At 32.8% G+C, this 19,633-nt stretch carries 10 protein-coding genes; 7 read left to right on the forward strand and 3 right to left on the reverse strand.

Going from position 1 to position 19,633, the window contains the following annotated elements:
• Positions 1 to 148: 148 nt before the first annotated feature.
• Complete coding sequence (locus F0000_RS13575) at positions 149 to 1,939, forward strand: carbohydrate-binding domain-containing protein (RefSeq protein ID WP_149625267.1); 1,791 nt, start codon at positions 149 to 151, stop codon at positions 1,937 to 1,939.
• A gap of 272 nt (positions 1,940 to 2,211) precedes the next feature.
• Positions 2,212 to 3,339, forward strand: coding sequence for an N-acetyl-alpha-D-glucosaminyl L-malate synthase BshA (gene bshA, locus F0000_RS13580; RefSeq protein WP_149625268.1), 1,128 nt, complete (start codon positions 2,212 to 2,214; stop codon positions 3,337 to 3,339).
• Between the two features lie 459 nt (positions 3,340 to 3,798).
• Here the strand turns inward: bshA and F0000_RS13585 are convergent, their stop codons facing one another.
• The 3 genes from F0000_RS13585 to F0000_RS13595 all read right to left on the reverse strand — a co-directional run bounded on the left by F0000_RS13585 (position 3,799) and on the right by F0000_RS13595 (position 9,165).
• The gene (locus F0000_RS13585; protein ID WP_149625269.1) at positions 3,799 to 6,996 is read right to left on the reverse strand and encodes a M36 family metallopeptidase; all 3,198 of its coding nucleotides are present in this window, start codon (positions 6,994 to 6,996) and stop codon (positions 3,799 to 3,801) included.
• Between the two features lie 771 nt (positions 6,997 to 7,767).
• Positions 7,768 to 8,262, reverse strand: coding sequence for a hypothetical protein (locus F0000_RS13590; protein ID WP_149625270.1), 495 nt, complete (start codon positions 8,260 to 8,262; stop codon positions 7,768 to 7,770).
• 90 nt (positions 8,263 to 8,352) lie between these two features.
• Positions 8,353 to 9,165 carry a DUF1338 domain-containing protein gene (locus F0000_RS13595; protein ID WP_149625271.1) on the reverse strand — a complete coding sequence of 271 codons (813 nt, stop codon included), beginning with the start codon at positions 9,163 to 9,165 and terminating at the stop codon, positions 8,353 to 8,355.
• Positions 9,166 to 9,325: 160 nt separating this feature from the next.
• On the opposite strand from F0000_RS13595, the gene F0000_RS13600 reads away from it, so the two are divergent.
• The 5 genes from F0000_RS13600 to F0000_RS13620 all read left to right on the forward strand — a co-directional run bounded on the left by F0000_RS13600 (position 9,326) and on the right by F0000_RS13620 (position 19,480).
• Positions 9,326 to 9,805, forward strand: a complete 480-nt coding sequence (locus tag F0000_RS13600; RefSeq protein WP_149625272.1) for an Lrp/AsnC family transcriptional regulator — start codon at positions 9,326 to 9,328, stop codon at positions 9,803 to 9,805.
• Positions 9,802 to 12,720: an FAD-binding and (Fe-S)-binding domain-containing protein gene (locus F0000_RS13605; RefSeq protein WP_149625273.1), complete on the forward strand. Its 2,919-nt coding sequence runs from the start codon at positions 9,802 to 9,804 to the stop codon at positions 12,718 to 12,720. Before F0000_RS13600 ends, F0000_RS13605 begins: the two co-directional genes overlap by 4 nt.
• 129 nt (positions 12,721 to 12,849) lie before the next feature.
• Positions 12,850 to 13,413: a DUF4494 domain-containing protein gene (locus F0000_RS13610; protein ID WP_149625274.1), complete on the forward strand. Its 564-nt coding sequence runs from the start codon at positions 12,850 to 12,852 to the stop codon at positions 13,411 to 13,413.
• A gap of 155 nt (positions 13,414 to 13,568) precedes the next feature.
• Complete coding sequence (locus F0000_RS13615; RefSeq protein ID WP_149625275.1) at positions 13,569 to 15,233, forward strand: serine hydrolase; 1,665 nt, start codon at positions 13,569 to 13,571, stop codon at positions 15,231 to 15,233.
• Between the two features lie 800 nt (positions 15,234 to 16,033).
• Entirely contained in the window at positions 16,034 to 19,480 is a 3,447-nt protein-coding gene (locus F0000_RS13620; RefSeq protein WP_149625276.1) for a right-handed parallel beta-helix repeat-containing protein, read from the forward strand.
• Positions 19,481 to 19,633: the final 153 nt, after the last annotated feature.

The raw sequence follows: 19,633 nt of genomic DNA on the forward strand, positions 1-19,633 counted from the left end.
TCGATCAAAAAAGAAAACTAGGACTAGTGAAAAGAATTAGAAAACAAATTGATAAATTTGGATTAACTAATGATGATTTGCAAATAACTGTAAATCAGTAGTGTAATTTTACGTTAGTCAGAATCAAAATGCAAATATTACCAGTCCTTTGCTTACAGCAAAACCAACAGCCATTACATCATCTCCGTTTGGTAGTAATGCTTGGTACATAGGAACTGCCAATGGTGATGTGTTACGTTTATCTAATGTAGGTGTTGGATCTGCAAACTGGACTGCTATCAATACACCTTTTATCGGCTCTATATCCTCTATAAGATTGGGAGCCTCTGTAAATGATATTCTGGTAACCATACATAATTATGGAGTAACCAGTATTTGGGCTTCTACAGATGGTGGTGTAAATTGGGTTAATAAAGAAGGAAATTTACCAGATATTCCTGTTAGGGATATTTTACAGAACCCATTAGATAGAAAAGAAGTGATTATCGCAACGCAATTAGGTATTTGGGTAACTACAAATTTTAATGCGAACACCCCAACCTGGAATCAGTCACAAAATGGGATGAGTGATGTAAGTGTTACTTCATTTGATTATTGGGTACCAGGAGGTAATGATATTAATAATAGAATTATAGCATCAACATATGGTCGAGGTGTGTTCACAGGTTCTTTTACTGCAAATACGATAGTAGGAAATACCCAGACTTCATTTGTTACCCATAGTATTCCAGGAACAATTGAGGCAGAAAATTATGATAATGGCGGGGAGGGAGTTGCATATAGTGATACGACGACTAATAATATAGGAGGAAAAGGAAGAATAAATCAAGGTGTAGATGTAGGAAATACTAATGATACCGGTGGAAGTCAATTTGTTGGCTGGTCAGTGAATGGAGAGTGGTTAGAATATACTATTGGCAATGTGACACCAGGAACATATGACATCACTTTTAGAGTGGCAAGTAATGTCGGAAGTACAAAATCTGTAGAAGCGCTTTTAGGGAATCAAAATCTGGGAACTATTGCCATTGGAAATACAGGTGGATGGCAAAATTTTAGAGATGTAACAATTTCCAATGTCTTAGTTTCTAATGGAATACAAAACCAGATACTTAGATTAAATATTACTGGAGGAAATTATAATATCAATTGGGTGAAATTTGAAGCTATAGCAAATCCGCAGACAGCCTTTACTGTCCAGAATATCCCAGGTACTATTGAAGTAGAGAATTATGATAATGGCGGTCAGGGTATTGCATACAATGATGTAGATACAAGTAATAATGGTGGTCAAGGAAGAAGAGCAGAAGGTGTGGATGTACAAAATACCACGGATATCGGAGGAGGCGCTAATGTAGGATGGGTGGCTAATGGTGAATGGTTAGAATACACTATTTCTAATATTACAGCAGGGACATATGCTATCAATATGAGAGTTGCAAGCCCTAAAAGTACGGCAAAATCTATTCAGGTATCATTGGATGGTGTGAGTCTGGGAAGTGTTACTGTACCCAATACAGGTGGTTGGCAAAGATGGCAGACTGTTTCAATTCCTGGAGTGTCAGTTACAGCTGGTGCTAATAAAGTACTGCGTTTGGATATTTCTGGTGGGAATTTCAATTTTAACTCTGTAAAATTTAATGCTATTACAAGGAATATAACATCTATTACTACTACCGGTACTGCTCCAGAATTTCATAAAAAAAATATAAATATATATCCCAATCCTGCAGCAGATAACATACAGATTAATTTTGGTAAACGCACTAGTGTTAAGACAACAGTTCAGATTTTTGATAGTTTAGGGCGTCTCGTTAAAAGTGCTGAAATAATTGCAAATAATCAATTTATAGATATTCAAAATTTTCCATCCGGATTATATTTTGTTAAACTACAATTTGAAGATAAATTAATCCAAAAAACAGTTATAAAGCGTTAATTCGTTTTCATTAAATTAGTTAAAAACAAGTTTAATAGAGTATTTGATTAGAAAACCGGAGGATTATCCGGTTTTCTAATTTAAAATTGATATAATTTATAAAGAGAAGTTAGGCTAAAACTAGCTCGGATACTATAATTATTGAAATTTAAGGTGTTTATTTTTAGGTGAGTAGGGTTTTTTACAGGTTTTAAATATGTTTTTTTACAACTTATTTAACAATAAACAATTCTATTTTTCTAGTACTTTGTAGCTAAAGAAAATTATTTTTTATGAATATTGCCATTGTTTGTTATCCAACTTTTGGTGGAAGCGGAGTCGTAGCCACAGAGTTAGGAATTGCATTAGCCAAGTTAAACCATCAGGTGCATTTTGTTACGTATAAGCAACCTGTTCGGTTAGGGCTACTTAATCCTAATATTCATTTTCATGAGGTCACTGTCCCAGAATATCCTCTCTTTCAATACCAACCATATGAATTGGCATTATCAAGTAAATTAGTGAATACTGTAAAAAAATATAATATAGAACTGTTGCACGTGCATTATGCAATTCCGCATGCGTATGCGGGTTATATGACAAAAGAAATGCTTGCCGAAGAAGGAATTCATATTCCGATGGTTACTACATTACACGGTACTGATATTACACTGGTAGGAAATCATCCTTTTTATAAGCCAGCAGTTACATTTAGTATTAATAACAGTGATATAGTAACTTCTGTTTCTCAAAGTTTAAAAGAAGATACATTACGACTTTTTGATATTAAAAAGAATATAGAAGTGGTGCCTAATTTTATAGACGCCAAGCAAAGAAAAACAAGTTTTACAGATTGCCAGAGAGAATTAATGGCAGCTCCAGAAGAAAAAATTGTAACGCATATAAGCAATTTTAGACCTGTTAAAAGAATCGTGGATGTCATAGAAATATTTTATAACATTCAGAAAAAAATACCTGCTAAATTGTTGATGGTTGGCGATGGACCAGAGCGCGCTCCGGCAGAACAGCAATGTAAAGAATTAGGTATTAAAGATAAAGTTGTTTTTTTGGGGAATAGTAATGAGATTGATAAAATACTATGCTTTTCTGATTTGTTTTTATTACCCTCAGAACGAGAAAGTTTTGGGTTAGCTGCCTTAGAAGCAATGGTAAATAAAGTTCCAGTTATATCTAGTAATGCAGGTGGGATTCCAGAAGTAAATATTGATGGAGTATCCGGATATTTGAGTAATGTTGGTGATGTCAAAGATATGTCTCAAAAATCTATTAGTATTCTTCAGAATGATGATACTTTAGAAAAATTTAAAGAAGGTGCATATAAAGAGGCTATGAAATTTGATATTAATAATATTGTTCCTATGTATGTAGAATTATATGAGCATGCACTTTTAGCCGTATAATAATGTTCTTTTCTTACAGTAAACAGTTGATTCAATAGCAGAAACAATACTATAAAAATCATAGTTTGATTAATCCTAGGCATCCCAGTTTGTGAAATTCTGATAAGAATTTTGTGTTAAAAACAAACGTTTTATATTTAAACACTTATTTACCATTTAGAGGTTTTATACGATTTGTGATTAAAAAATTCGTATAAATTCATTGAATTATTTTTTCTTTATGCAAGGCAAAAAAATCAAGCATAGCTATAGCTACGGTTTATTTTTTAAACGAAGTAGAAAGGAAAAAGAAACGATGAATATGCGAAATTTTTAGTTATAAATCGTATTAATCCTTTACATTACTAAAAATCGATCTCAGATTAAAAAGTAAAAAGGCTGAATATTCTTTGTTTTGTAACTTAGAAAATTCAACCTATTTACGATTCAAAAATAAGGTTTATTAGAATTGACTTATTTTTATTGTATTACCAGTTTTTTCAAGACAGGTTCTTCTCCCTGACTTTTAATCTTAATCAGATAAATTCCTGATCCTAATAAAAAGTTTTTGGTAGAAATACTGTTTACTCCAGGTATTAATTGCACCTGCGCTTTTTTACTTCCTAAAATATCATAGATGGTTGCGGTCATATTTTCAGTACTTGTGGTACTTACAAATATTTCGAATACATCTGAGGTAGGATTTGGATATAATGTAAAAAGAGCTTCAGGATCCACTTCTTTATCAGTACCGGTAAAACTATCATCTAAATTAGAAGAAGCTTCTATTTTGATAGAAGAAGCAAGGTCATTAAAAGACTCATTGGTTAAACAGCTGTTATCTCCGGTTAATTCTAATGTTCTTCCTCGTAAGCTGTGTTGATAAATTGTTGCTTTAAGACCAGAAGGTACACGAATTGAAGAAAGCTGATCATTAGGGAATCTTGCTATAAAGTCTTGAAAATTATAGGTTCCAACTCCAAACGTGGCACTTTGACCGTTAAAATTACAATCTGCATATACAGTTGCTACAGAAGAATTTCCCTGAGCCAATGTCCCCTGAACTTCGACTTCTGCTAAGCTTAAGAAGTTTGAATTGTTACGACGTACCATAATGTAACGAGCTCTTCTTCCAATATTAGGGAATGCATTACGTGCAATATCATTTAGATCTCCGATTCTAACATAATCGGTAGGATTGGTACTATTGACAAGTCCTACATAAACACTTGCACCACTTATTCGATTTGTACAGCAGTCTGTTCTATTATAAACATTGATAGAAGAAATATTATAGACAGCTTGCAGATCTACTCTCCACCATCCAACTTCTCTATTCGTATGAGTTACAGAACTATCACGATAATTACCATTGGTATTACCATCTACTGCTCTGGAAGGGACTCCTCCAAAACCTAGAGAGGATTGTGTTGCAGGTTTACCAACGGCTATATGACTTGCTGATGCAGATCTGACTATTACAGTAATAGTATTTTCTGATGTTGCTCCATCATTGTCTGTGGCAACAGCTCTAAGCGAGTAGGTACCTGCTCTTAAATTTTGTAGTGACGTATCACTTTGATTAGCACCTCCCCATTCATAGGGCACGAAGTTTTCTTGACGAACTAAATTTCCATTAAGAAATAATCTAACATTTGCAATACTTCCATCACTATCTGTTGCATTTACAGTTACAGAAAGCGTTGTTGAAACATCGAATACTTGGTTGTTAGTGGGTTGAGCAAAAGAAACTGTTGGAGCTTGATTACCGCCACCTCCATCACAAGGATTTACAAACGAAACTGTCTGGTCATTTTGTCCGTTAGTCCCGCCATTGTTATTTTCATTAGCACCTTGTCCAACACCTCTAGCAGCAAAGGCTCCCCAAATTAAACATTCATATCGACCTCCATATAAATCTTGATCAGCTCTAAGAATACCATCTCTACCAGCTACATATCCAGGATTGTTAGCAGTATTTTTAAGACCTTCTATTACCAAAGCCATCGCAATATTATTTCCTCCGGTTCCATTATAAAAATCAGAGTCAAAACCTTCTTGATCAATTAATGCCCAAGTCATGTCCCATAAAATCGTAGCAAAACCATATCCCACACCATGCGGTCTTCTCAGAGAATTGACATCTGCATAGTCCGTATCATTAATTCTTCTATCAGTAGAATACTGCGTGGGTCTGATCCCTCTGCCTGTTGTAGGTTGTCCGGTAACATATGTACCAACACCTCTTCCTGTTCTTCCATTGTCACCAGGCTTTAAAGTAATCATTAATCCAAACCAATCAGACCATCCTTCTCCCATTTGTTCTGAACCTCCCAAAGCATTTCTACTAGGACCTCCAACTAATCTGGTAGAAATACCATGACCATATTCATGCGCAATTACTACATTATCAAAATCCCCATCTCTTGTAGGATTCGTCCATAAAAACATTTGCATTCTTGGATTAGATCCATCTGGTGGAGTTCCGAAATTAGCATTATTTGTACCACTCCCATCTTGAGCATCAGCACTTACAGAATCACTTCCTCTTCCACCATTTCCATAGTTATTTTCCTGGAAATTTCCACTTGCTTCATCAAATCCATACTGATACCAGATATCGTGCATAATATTATTCCAGTAAAATAAATTTGTAATTGCAGCACTTCTGTAGGAACTAGGTTGTTGATTAAAATTCAAAGGAAAATTAAAGTCAAGTCCCCCTCCGCCATCGGGAGCAAAGCCAGTTCCATTATTACCATTACTATCATCTTGTGCCCAAACGTTGTTACCTCTGGTAATAGTAAATTCTGCTCCAGTACGCCCATTAGTATCATGCCATCCAAAAGGTGAGGCTGATGTATTTGCAGGATCATTGACAATGGCTCGGTTACCGTGATTCGGACTTTCTACCGGAATAGGAAATACATTATATGAATCAGGAGCTAATGCTGCCGTAGGTGCCATTTCTACTGTAGGAACCGTCTTAGTTTCTAAAACTGATCCGTGACCGTGAGTCTCATGGGATGCATCGCCAAAATTACAAGAGATAACCCAATCTTCTGTATGTATAATTTTTCCAGAGCTGGCATCTACATTTTCATTCCACCAATGCTGTCCGTCTTCCTGATAAACATTGACTCTCCAGGTAAGCACTAATTCATCATTATGAAGCATATATACCTGATCTACCTGAATTGGTTCTGATGACATTCCTGTATTTGAAAATTCAAATACTCCTTTGGATTTTTGTGAAGACTTGCTTAGCAGTGGTGATTTAAGATTATGTGATTGAATCACTTTTCTAATGGCATCTTCTACAGAAATAGGATTTCCTCTAATAATAGAAGCTCTGGAGCTGGCATCAGGTACAAATTGATTAATCTCCCAGATGACATCCTGATTATTTTCTACTGTTAGCTTGTAGGTTGCAAATTGAATAGGAATATCATCGTACTGTTGTTGCACATAGACGTGCTGAATATTTGGGTTTAGCGACGGGACTACATCCGTTACAATAAAATTCTTAAAATCAGATTCTGTGAAGTTTCCCTTTGCAAAACTAATTTTACTTTTGAAATATTCATCTACAATATTCTTAATGTTGTTTTGGTTTTGTGAAAACATTGTTTGCCCTATTATAAACATAATAAAGACAAACGCGTACATTTTTTTCATTTTATAAAAATTTGAGTTTGTGTATTTTAAAATTAAAAAAAAGTTAATACATAGCAACTAAATTATTGTAAAACAGAAGTATATGATAAGTTTTATGAACCATATCATAAGAATAATTGATACCGTGTATGGATTAAGTGTTAATGAATTACTCTATCAGAAAACTAGAGTTTCTATTGTTTTAGAAAGCTCAAGCTTTATGTATAATCCATCATTTGTGTGTTTTTTCCCTCAATGAAAACGATTACTTAATCACTGTTATTTTTGTTTCTGATGATTTTTTTTTGGCTAATTAAAAAAGAAATTAGAAATTTGATTAACTTTTGTTTAAAAAACATAAACAACTTCTGCTTCTATGTATAATTTAATTTTAAGAATGTGTTTATAAACAATCATTTACAGTGCCAAGTAAGTTTGTAACTGGATAATAAAATAAACTCATTTCAATTTTTTATCTAAATAAGAGATTGCAGGTGGTTTGGCTGACTTTAAAACCAGAAATAGAAGAATAGGATAAGAGAGATGGTAATTTATATCAAAAAAACTCCTAAACACGATAGTATTTAGGAATTTTTTTAAACTATATTTTTATAACAGTTCTTTGATGAAGTCACCGAAAACTGAATGAAATTATTTTTAATTCGTACAAGAAAGAAAATTCACTGGATAGCAGTGCTATCGATGTTTTTTATTTCTATTTGTGAACAACTAGAAATGATTTTAGCGGGTAATTTCATTAGAGAAATGGTATTGTTACAATTTTCAAGACTTTTAATTAAACTGATATCTTGCACTTATCCCAAAATTGAATATGATATCATCATCTAGAATTTTATCAAAAAAGAATTCTGGTCTAAAATCAAAAGATATTAATAAAGGAAAATCAAAGTTATACTCAAGACCAATGTCACCAGTGACAAAACCAAAAACCTCAAGATCGTCATCTCCATCAAAATCACTGTCAAAATCTGCCAAGCCGCCACCAATTCCTGGACCAACATACCAATTGAGCCCTTCATTGATATTAAAAACCCATTGATACATTCCTATTAATTTAATTGCGCTAAAACCATTTACTCCTCGTAATCCAGCATTTAATTCAATACGATTATTCGAGCCTAAAGCTGCTTGATAAGAAGCTTCTGCCCAGAAACCATCACTCTCTGTAAGTCGCAAACCAATAGTATGTTCAGAAATATCCTGAGATTGAACGGTAGTAATTGAAACCATTAGAAATGTGATAAGGAAAAAAAAATGTTTTGTCATAGTGCTTTTGTTTTTATGAGACCACAATATAACGTATGATCTTATTTTTTTATGCAATGACAATACTTAATATTTTGTTAATTTACGGTTTTACCTGCCTTGTAATTTCATATCTGTACTTTCGAAAATTTTGTCTGCTGAGTTTGCAATGAAACCTGTAAATAATTGATCATTTTCTTTTTTATATCTATAGGCAAACTCATAATAGCAAGAAGTGATTTCTTTTGTTCCTTCCAGAAAATTCATGGGGATGATATCTGCCAAAATGCTAGATTGTTCTAACAGTTGAGATGGACTTCCTTTAATTTCTCCTCCAGAAGAGTTTAATGTAAAATCATTACTTTTCAGGAATTCATTGACACCAGACAAGTCCTCAAACCCTTCCAGCTTGTTTACATCAATCGTAAAGTGATTGGAGCAAAACCCGTGTGCATACATCCAGGCTGCGTATTCTGATTCAGACTGTAATGTCTGGTAAGTTTTGTATGATGGAGTGTCCCAAAGCCTTCCTTTTAAGATTAAATCTTCCTGCTGTAAAACAGAAATATCTACAGAATCCAGAATTTCTTTGATCGTTTCTTGCAATTCAATCGAAAATTTGTGAGTTAATAATTGACTGATAAATATTTTAGGAGCATCTGGGTTTGTTTTATGCTCATAATGTTTAGCATATAATTTTTTAGCTTCAAAATGATATTCACCCATTTCTTTAAAGCCCATTTTTATGAATGGTTTAGCTAATACTTCTATATTAATTCTGTAATCATCAAAAGTTCTAATAGCGATGTGATCATTGTATACAGAAGTGCCTTCTTTTTCCAGAAGAGATTTAATTCTCTTAGCAGATGGAGTTTTTAAAGTGTATTGTTTCCAGAGTTCTTCAAAAAATAAAGTAGTATCCATGGTTTATTCTTTTTTTAATGCAAATTTATTTATTTTTGACTTTATTTGTCATTTTAAAAGAGAATATTAATTAGTTTTGATTTTATTTTGTGTCAATTTGGTTTTATATAAATCATGAATTTTTACTTTGAGATATGAATCTTCTAAATTTTAATTACTTATGAGTCATTTTGATTATGTAGATCAACAGATATTATTGCAAATACGCGAAGATGCCAGAAAACCCTTTTCTCAGATAGCCGAAGAACTTAAAATTTCGAATTCGCTGGTGCATCAGAGAATTAGGAAATTAAAGGAAAATGGAGTTATTAATAAAGCAGAATTTGTAATTGATGAAAAACAAATAGGATATAAAACTAAATCTTATGTAGGCATAAGATTAAAAGAAGCAAGATATGCCAAGCTTGTCGTTGATGAACTCAAAAAAATTCCTGAAATATTAGAATGTAATTATGTATCAGGAAACTATGCGCTTTTTATTTTGATTTTTGCTAATGATAATCATCATTTACGTAATATTTTGTACGAACAGATACATCAGATTGATGGCGTAGGAGGTACAGATAGCTTTATTTGTTTTGATACCAATTTTAAAAGACAAATCACATTAGATTCATTGGCAAAGGGAACTACAATATGATTAATCCAAATGACTTAACAGCATTAAACAATCGATTAGAAGGCGATTTTCAGTTTGATGCGCTTACCACTTCTTTATATGCAACAGATGCATCTGTATATAGAAGGGTACCAATGGGGGTTGCTTTCCCAAAAACAACTTCTGATATTAAAAAGATTATAAAATTTGCGAATGCCCATTGCTGTGGTTTGATTCCCAGAACTGCTGGTACTTCGCTGGCAGGTCAATGTGTGGGTGATGGTATTGTGGTTGATGTATCTAAGCATTTTACAAAAATAATTGCTGTTAATGAATTAGAAAAAACCGTCACAGTACAGCCTGGAGTTATTAGGGATGATCTCAATCGATTTTTAAAACCGTTGGGATTATTTTTTGGACCCAATACTTCTACTTCTAATCGCTGTATGATCGGTGGTATGGTAGGTAACAATAGTAGTGGTACAACTTCTATACAATTTGGTGTAACAAGGGATAAAGTAATTAGTTTACAAACAATTTTATCCGATGGCAGTGAGGTTGCTTTTACAGAGATTTCTAAAGAGGATTTTGAGATCAAAACACATTTGAACACATTAGAAGGAAACATCTATAAAACATTGTATGAAGAATTTTCTTCTGTTGAAGTACAGCAGCGTATAAAAAATAATTTTCCGAAACCCGAAATACATAGGCGTAATACTGGATATGCTATTGATGAATTAATTTTATCTGATATTTTTTCTGATGATACGGAGGGATTCAATATGTGTAAGTTATTAACTGGTAGTGAGGGCACGCTAGCTTTTACTACAGAAATCACCTTAGAATTAGACGAGTTACCGCCAAATGAATCCCTGATGATAGCAGCTCATTTTTATACCATACAAGATTGTCTGAGTGCTGTAGAACCAGTGATGCAACATTCGTTATTTACCTGTGAAATGATGGATAAAACTATTCTTGATTGTACTAAAAATAATATAGAACAAATTAAAAATCGTTTTTTTATTGTAGAAGATCCAAAAGCGATTTTAATGTTAGAATTAAGAGCTTTTGATAAGGAAAACCTGGTGATTCAAAAAGAAGCTTTATTAAAAACCCTTGAAGAAGGAACGTCCTATGCCAATTCTGTATTGTTAGGCAAAGAAATTGATCAGGCTTTAGAATTACGCAAGGCAGGTTTAGGGTTATTAGGCAATATAGTAGGCGATAGAAAAGCTGTCGCCTGTATAGAAGACACTGCCGTGGCATTACCTGATTTGGCAGACTATATTAAAGAGTTTTCTGGTCTTATGAAAAATTATGATCAGGATGCCGTGTATTATGCACATGCCGGAGCAGGAGAACTTCATCTTAGACCAATTTTAGATCTTAAGAAGAGAGATGATGTAGTACTTTTTAAAAAAATTACAGATGATGTAGCTTCTTTGGTTAAAAAATATCAAGGATCCATGAGTGGCGAACACGGAGACGGTATTGTGCGTGCAGGATATATTCCATATATGATTGGTGAAGAAAACTACAATTTATTAAAGCGAATTAAAAAAGCTTTTGACCCTCATGGTATTTTTAATCCTGGTAAGATTGTAGATGCATATCCAATGAATGAACAATTGCGATATGTAACTGATAGAAAAGAACCTGTAATAGATACAATATTGGACTTTACAGATTCTTTGGGGATATTGCGTGCCGCAGAAAAATGTAACGGAAGTGGAGATTGTAGGAAATCTGTAGGAGCAGGAGGAACCATGTGCCCTAGTTATAGAGCGACAAAAAATGAAAAAGATACAACCAGAGGAAGAGCAAATGCACTTCGCGAGGTATTGACTAATAACCCTGAAAAGAATACATTTAATAAGCAAGAGTTAAAAGAAGTTTTTGATCTATGTCTTAGCTGTAAAGGATGCTCTAGTGAGTGTCCTTCTAATGTAGATATTGCTGCGCTAAAAGCAGAATTTGAATATCAATATCAAAAAGATAATGGAGTATCGGTACGAACAAAACTATTTGCGTATAACAATCAATTAAATAATCTAGGACGTATAGCTCCTGGTATTACTAATTTCTTTTTTAAGAATCCAATGACTTCTGGAATGCTAAAAGCTTCATTGGGAATTGCAAAGCAAAGAGACCTTCCGTTGTTAAGTAAACAATCACTTCGTAGTTGGTGTGCTCAGTATCTGACTGGAATACAGCCTAATAATCCAGTAAAAACGATTTACTTTTTTATTGATGAATTTACAAATCACCTAGATTCACATATCGGAATAGATCTGATAGAATTGTTAACAAAGCTTGGTTATGCGATAAAAATTGTAGACCACACAGAAAGTGGTAGAGCTTTTATTTCTAAAGGTTTATTGAAAAAAGCAAAAGAATTAGCGAACAAAAATATAACTATATTTAAAGATATTATTTCCTCAGAAACACCTTTGATAGGTCTGGAACCATCTGCAATCTTAACATTTAGAGATGAATATATACGATTAGCTGATGATAAAAAAGCAGCAACAGTATTGTCTGAGCATATATTCCTGATTGATGAATTTTTAAAATCAGAAATAGAATTGGGGCATATTACCTGTGATCAATTTACAAAAGAAGAAAAAACAATTAAACTTCATGGTCATTGTCATCAGAAAGCCTTATCTACGATCTATACTACGTTTACCTACCTTAATTTACCAGAAAATTTTACGGTTACCATTATCCCATCTGGATGTTGTGGTATGGCGGGATCTTTTGGATATGAGAAGGAACATTATGAGATCAGTATGCAAGTAGGGGAGCAGACATTATTTCCGGCAGTCAGAAAAACTCCGGAACAGGTATTGATTGCAGCGACAGGTACGAGTTGTAGACATCAAATCAAAGATGGAACTAACCGTATAGCACAACATCCCATTAGTATTCTCAGGAATTCTTTAGTTTAATTTTTTAGAATAGGTATGACGAAAAGGTATTCAAAATAGGATACAATTTAAAAATTGTGAATATCTATTCTGTTTATTAGTTTCTGTAAATTGTTTTTACATTTATATTTGCGACCCTAAAAAAAAGATATGAGCACTACTTGGTATGAATGTAAAGTAAAATACAGAAAAATAAATGATACTGGTGTACAAAAGGTTGTTACAGAACCTTATTTAGTCGACGCTTTATCCTATACAGAAGCTGAAACGAGGATTAATGAAGAGATGGCAGCATATATCAGTGAAGAGTTTAAAATCACGAATATAAAAGTAGCCAATTTTGCAGAGATACATCCATTCGAAAACTCTGATCGCTGGTTTAAGTCCAAAGTTTCTTTGATAGCATACGATGAAGAGAGTGGTAAAGAAAGAAAGACCAATCTATATTTGTTAGTACAAGCTAATGATGTAAAAGAAGCTTTTGATAATACTAATGGTATGATGAAAGATAGTACAGGTGATTATACCATTCCTGCAATTACAGAATCACCGATTATGGATGTCTTTCCATATTTTACAGGTGAAGAAGAACAGCTGGAAAAATTTAAATCAATACGAGATTCCCATAAAGAGAAGGAAGAAATAGAAGAAATAAAAGTCATTGATAATTCAATACCACCAGCACCAGGATTTATAGCTGATGAAGAAGAATAGTTTTATAAACATATTCTTATTAAAAAGTTCTTCTAGTTCATAGTATATATGTTATTGCAAGAACTTTTTATTTTTTTTACTTATTTTTTGTAACCATTTCATTATAAGGTTGTCATATTAGTTGTTATATCAATCTATTCAATCAAAAAAGGCATATGAAATTTTTACAAAAAAATTATCTTATTTCATTAGTATATGTATGTATATTGACATTATTCACAGCTCAAGCACAAACTATAGAAAAAGAAATAGATGCCATTGTTTCCTCAATGTATACTCAGAATGAACCTGGAATATCCATCTTAGTAGCAAAAAATGGCAAACCTGTATACCGCAAAGCTTTTGGGAAAGCAAGTCTGGAATTAGACGTGACTATGAAACCGGAGAATGTATTTGAGTTAGGGTCAATTACAAAACAATTCACAGCAGTAGCGATCTTAATGCTCGAAGAGCAAGAGAAACTTGCTATCGGTGATGAAATCACAAAATATATTCCAGATTATCCTACTCAAGGTAAAAAAATTACAATCCATCATTTGTTAAATCATACTTCTGGGATTAAAAGTTATACAGGTATGGAGAGTTTTAGAAAATTAGCAAGAACTGATATGTCTCCTATAGAATTGATAGATGTCTTTAAAAATGAGCCTATGGATTTTGATCCAGGTACAGCGTTTAGATATAACAATTCCGGATATATACTATTAGGACATATTATTGAAGTAATCACAGAAAATACGTATGAGAATTTCATAGAGAAACATATTTTTAAAAAACTTGGGATGAATTCTTCTTATTATGGTAAGATGAAAGAATTGATTAAAAATAGAGCATCTGGATATCAAAAAGAAGAAAGCAATTTTGCTAATGCAGATTATCTTAGTTTAACCTTGCCATATGCAGCAGGATCTTTAATGTCTACAGTAGATGATTTATTAAAGTGGCAAAATGCGATCAGTGGAAATGTATTAATCAAAAGAAGTAGCTTAGAAAAAGCAATTCGAGGATCAGTACTTGATAATGGTGAGAATATTGAATATGGATATGGTTGGCGCAAAGCGAGTATAAGAGCGTCAGAAGGATATGCTCACGGGGGAGGTATTTTTGGGTACACTACCTATGGTGTTTTTCTTGAAAAAGAAAATGTATATGTAATCGGACTAACAAATTGTAATTGTAAGAATGTACGTGATATAGTCAAAAAAGTAGCTGCTGTTGCTATTGGAAAACCAATACCAGATAAAAAAGACGCAATTACTTTATCAGAAGATTCATTAAAAAAATGGATAGGAGCTTATGAGTTTGAAGAAAAAATCATAAGACACATTATATATAAAGAAGGAAAGTTATTTAGTTTAAAAGAAGGAACTAACTCAAGAGAATTTGAAATTTATCCAATGAAAGACGGTTCATTCATTTTTGATGATGGTACGATTTCTTATAATTTTTCTTTGACAAACAAAGGTGAAAGACAAACTATTTTTACATCAGATCAAGGAAGTTTTATAGGGAAAGGTATCGATAAGGCACCTCTTACAGAACGAAAAACAATTACCGTTTCTCCTGATATTCTAAAACAATATGTAGGTAAGTATGAATTACAACCTAATTTTATCATATACATAACGTTAGAAGAGAACTCGCTTTTTGCACAAGCAACAGGGCAACCTAAATTTGAAGTTTTTGCAGAAACAGAACGTCTTTTTTTCTTAAAGGTAGTACCAGCAGAAATAACATTTAATCAAAACGAAAGAGGAAAAGTTGATAGTTTAACATTGAATCAAGGAGGAAAACAAATGCCAGCCAAGAGAATAGAGTAAAAAAAAAATATTTATACTAATAAAAAACCTATCAATTTCTTAAAAGTTGGTAGGTTTTTCTTTGTGAAACGGTATGACCTTATTTTCTCAATATAGTGAAGCTTTACCTAGCGCTTTATACATGAAACCCGTGTTCTTTCCTGATTTTTTAACCAAAGTATGAGAAATGAAATAGATATCATCTTTTCAAATAATTTTCCCAACACTTTTATTTTTCCTTGTTTTATTTGGGTATGTAAACTACCACGTGACAAGCCTCGGAGTATTTAAATGTCGATCATTGAGTAAAATCTCATAAACGATATACCACTCTCAAATGAAATGATAGCAATGCGGACTGCTATCTATGAACTTTCTTTTTTGTTCATAAAACGGTTACTCTCTGTCGATATTTTTTTGTGAATAATTATATCAAATAGTAACGGTTAGAAATAAGAAATAAAGAAAAAAATCACCCCGTTAGGGTGAGTTTTTTTCTTTTAACAAGTAATAATTTTGATAAATAAATAGTAGAGAATCAGAGTGATAAAAACAAGATTATCATTTATTTCATTTGCTCTTTTATCTATTTCTATGTTTCTGAAATATGCTGATGAGACAAATATCAACAAGAGCATAAATGGAGTACCTAATGAGCCTGACAAAGGGAATTTATTTGTATGGAACGGATAACAAATAGGCAGTATACAGCTCGAGCTAGCCATAAAAGATAAAAAAGGAATTAAATCCAGGAATATAGAAGAAATTAAATAATAGCAGTGCTTTAAAATTTTAAATAACAATTAAAACCTAAAATTATCATGAAAATAATCAAACTATTACTTTTGTTGAGTCTTATATTAGGCATAGGATCTCATGCTAATGCCCAATTAAAAGGATGGGTCTTGCCCATAAGAAAGCTAAATACTTCAAGTTTGACTGCTACTCCTTATCTCGATTTTTCTTCTGGACATGCAGTGCTTACAGAAAAACCTTTTGATGGACCAGCCTCAGTACAAGCTGTAGGAAATGCTGAATACTGTAATAATTGTGCAGAGACTAATACAAAAATAAGTGAGATCATAATACATGGGTTATCTAACCTGACTTACCCGGGAGGTGCTCCTACAGGTTCTATTGGCGAACATCCCATTGGAATTCGGTATGAAGAAAGTTGTGGAGCAGGTGCTGGCGGTATTAGGCAAGAGGCACTTTTGAGGAATAGTAATGGAGATTTCTTAACGCACACTTCTTTGACTGAGATATCTATGGGAAATGGTCCTACACCAGGTACTTTCTGGTTTGTAAGTCAAGTTTCTAATACACGACCTTATAGTGCTGCTGACTATCAGGTGATGTTATTTGATCCTAACTCAACAAATGTTTATACAACTGCAATGGTTAATAATGTTATTCCAATAGGTGAAGGGAATGGTGAAGGCTTTACTGAAGGTGTAGCTCTAGGGACAGAATTTGTTTATCAAGCGATTGGAAATAATTTTATTCCTGGTTTAGTAGGTAGTACCTGCAGATCTATTTATATCGCCACAAATGATGCCAGATTAGTTCATTTAATATTAGATGTGAACAACTTTACTATTTTATTTGGTTCTTCGCATATTTACAATGCAGGACAGGTAAATAATGGGTTAACTCTAGGTATTGAAACTAGTTTTCCGGATCCGAACAATAATAATCATGCTCGATATGTAGCAAATAGTGGTAAAGACGGTGTTTTTGTTTCTGAGGTAAATGGAAATGGAGATTTCTTATCAGGTGCAGTATCTACATCGCTTCAACCAAATGTTAATGGATCTGGTGATATAGTAATTGCTAATTACAATGTGGAATTTGACCAAACAAGTAGTTACTTATATTTTGGAGAAGGTGATACTACTAACAGATGGATTAGTAGATATCCTTTATCTTCTTTTGGTAATAATTCAACATCAGAATTTGTAGCCAATTTCAATTCTTCTTCTCCTAGAGTAGTATTTTTTGAGTCAGCAGCAAATAATAATATATATGTATCCGAATATCAAATTCCTGGAAGTTTTACAGCAAGTATAGATGAGATAGTAAATCCTCAATTAACTAGTATAGATAATGTAGAAGTCCATGAAATTGTTTCTGATCCAGGGAATTTGCAAAAATTAAGTCTAGGTTTTCCAGATTGGGTTGATGGAGAAGCACCACTAGAGTCTTCTGGTAAACAAGTTGAGGTCTGCATCAATGGTTTATGCACAAATAAAGAACAATATCAAGTTCAAATTTTACAAGGGAATCAAGTACTAGAAACCATAACATTATTTGATGATAATTGTCATTCCTTTTATGTATGTCCAGGGGTTTCTTATAATATCAGAATTGATGGAGATGTAGTGAACCAAATAACAATGTTAACAGATGATTATAGTTATGAATATAATCCTTATGGAGTTGTTAATCAGGTGTCTGGTTTGATTAATACCGATACCTATTGGAGTGATACTGTTTATATCACAGGAGATGTCATAGTAGATAATACTGTATTAGATGTAACTAATACAGATGTATTATTTGATGAGTGTACGAGTATCTCTTTTATTAATGGTGCTAGTATTAGAGCAAATAATTCTGTGTTTAGAACATGTGATCCTAATCATGTATGGAATGGGTTAAATTTTAATGACTCAGCCATTGAACAGAATGTAATTAATAAGTGTACGTTTAAAAATGCGTGGAGAGCAACTGCCTTTGATAATAACTCAGGCGCTAATCTTCATGGTAATTTGTTTGTCAACTGTTCATTTGGTATATATAATTTTACGGGTCAATATACACCAAGAAGTGATTTTGAAGGTTCTGTTACTGATAATAATTATATTTTGAACGATCAATTCTCAACAGCAAGCAGTTGTAGATTAAATAGTGTGTGTTATTTCATTCAATCACACGGGGACTTTAATAGTACTGTTTCTGGTAATGCCATTTCTGATGCAAGTAATTCTGCAGAGTTACGTTATGGTATTGAATTAAAGGGGACAAAACATGCCGAAATAAAAAATAACACCATTTTGAATTCTAAACATGCAGTTTGGGTAAGAGGGGATAGTCCCAATTCTTCTACATCAATAGCCAATGTTAATGGTAATGTTATTTTAAATGATCAAATAGGATTATTGACAGGAATAAATATTCAAAGTTATAAAACTACTTCAGTAAAAAACAATACTATTTCAAACCTTTTAGAGCCTGAGACCTCTGGAAATGGTATTCAAATTGTTTATTCCAGGAAATTTGAGATAGAGTCAAATACTGTTACAGGTTGCAAAACAGGGATTCTTGGGCATTTGTGCTTTGATGGTCAAATCATCAATAATATTCTAAATTCATCCAATAATTATGGTATTTATGTAAAAGAACCTGTGCACGTAAATATTTCGTGTAACGAAATAGACATGGATGGATATTCTGGAGAAGAAGGTTCAAATGCAGGAATCCGATATGATGCAGGAGCTATTACAAACACAGATCGAATAAATAGCAATTGTATTTTGAATACTTATAATGCTATATATTTAGATAATAATGATAAAACGAATCCAGTATTACCTGAAATACGAAATAATTTTTTATATAATTATTCTGCATATGGTATTTATAGTAAGATGTTTACAGGAAGTATAGGGACATCTACAAGTCCTGGGATGAATACTTTTTTCTCTAATAATGTTGCTTTTGATGTTTACAGTGAAACAAATATTATATTTGCGAATAATAATTTTAGTTTAGGGACTCCATCTCCTAATGTATTTATTCAACAAAATACTGAGACATATTCTACGACAAGTTGTGCTGTTACTATTTTTGGTGAAAACAATCAAAATAATTATACGAGTGAGTTAGTTTGCAGTAATCAAAGCTTTTTAGATAACCCTACGACTATAAGAATGGGCGAGTTTGTAGCTTTTGAAAAAACTCCTATGAAATATGAACCAGGGCAAGTTTTAGGTTCAGTAATTATAAATACCTCATTTAAAGTATACCCTGTGCCAGCAAAAAATACGTTGCATGTAAATATTTCGCTTGATAATGAGGTTTTTGAAGGAGCTCTGGTTATCTATGATTTAATGGGTAAAGAAATTTCTAGCGCGGCTGTCAATTATGTTTCAGGTAGTACAGCCTATCCTATTCAAGATCTTGAAGAAGGGATGTATTTATTAGTTTTAAGAAAGAATACTGGTGATATTTTGCATAAGGCTAGATTTGTTAAATCAAATTATTAAATCGTTGGTTATAATACGATTTATAACTAAAAATTTCGCATATTCATCGTTTCTTTTTCCTTTCTACTTCGTTTAAAAAATAAACCGTAGCTATAGCTATGCTTGATTTTTTTGCCTTGCATAAAGAAAAAATAATTCAATGAATTTATACGA

This window comes from Aquimarina sp. RZ0 (assembly GCF_008370685.1).
In the GTDB taxonomy this organism is placed as follows: Bacteria; Bacteroidota; Bacteroidia; order Flavobacteriales; family Flavobacteriaceae; genus Aquimarina.

Excerpts from the sequence above, each read along its gene's own strand:
- F0000_RS13610 (WP_149625274.1), top strand. The coding sequence starts at position 12,850 with ATGAGCACTACTTGGTATGAATGTAAAGTAAAATACAGAAAAATAAAT.
- F0000_RS13600 (WP_149625272.1), top strand. The coding sequence starts at position 9,326 with ATGAGTCATTTTGATTATGTAGATCAACAGATATTATTGCAAATACGC.
- F0000_RS13615 (WP_149625275.1), top strand. The coding sequence starts at position 13,569 with ATGAAATTTTTACAAAAAAATTATCTTATTTCATTAGTATATGTATGT.
- F0000_RS13605 (WP_149625273.1), top strand. The coding sequence starts at position 9,802 with ATGATTAATCCAAATGACTTAACAGCATTAAACAATCGATTAGAAGGC.
- F0000_RS13620 (WP_149625276.1), top strand. The coding sequence starts at position 16,034 with ATGAAAATAATCAAACTATTACTTTTGTTGAGTCTTATATTAGGCATA.
- bshA (WP_149625268.1), top strand. The coding sequence starts at position 2,212 with ATGAATATTGCCATTGTTTGTTATCCAACTTTTGGTGGAAGCGGAGTC.
- F0000_RS13585 (WP_149625269.1), bottom strand. The coding sequence starts at position 6,996 with ATGAAAAAAATGTACGCGTTTGTCTTTATTATGTTTATAATAGGGCAA.
- F0000_RS13595 (WP_149625271.1), bottom strand. The coding sequence starts at position 9,165 with ATGGATACTACTTTATTTTTTGAAGAACTCTGGAAACAATACACTTTA.
- F0000_RS13590 (WP_149625270.1), bottom strand. The coding sequence starts at position 8,262 with ATGACAAAACATTTTTTTTTCCTTATCACATTTCTAATGGTTTCAATT.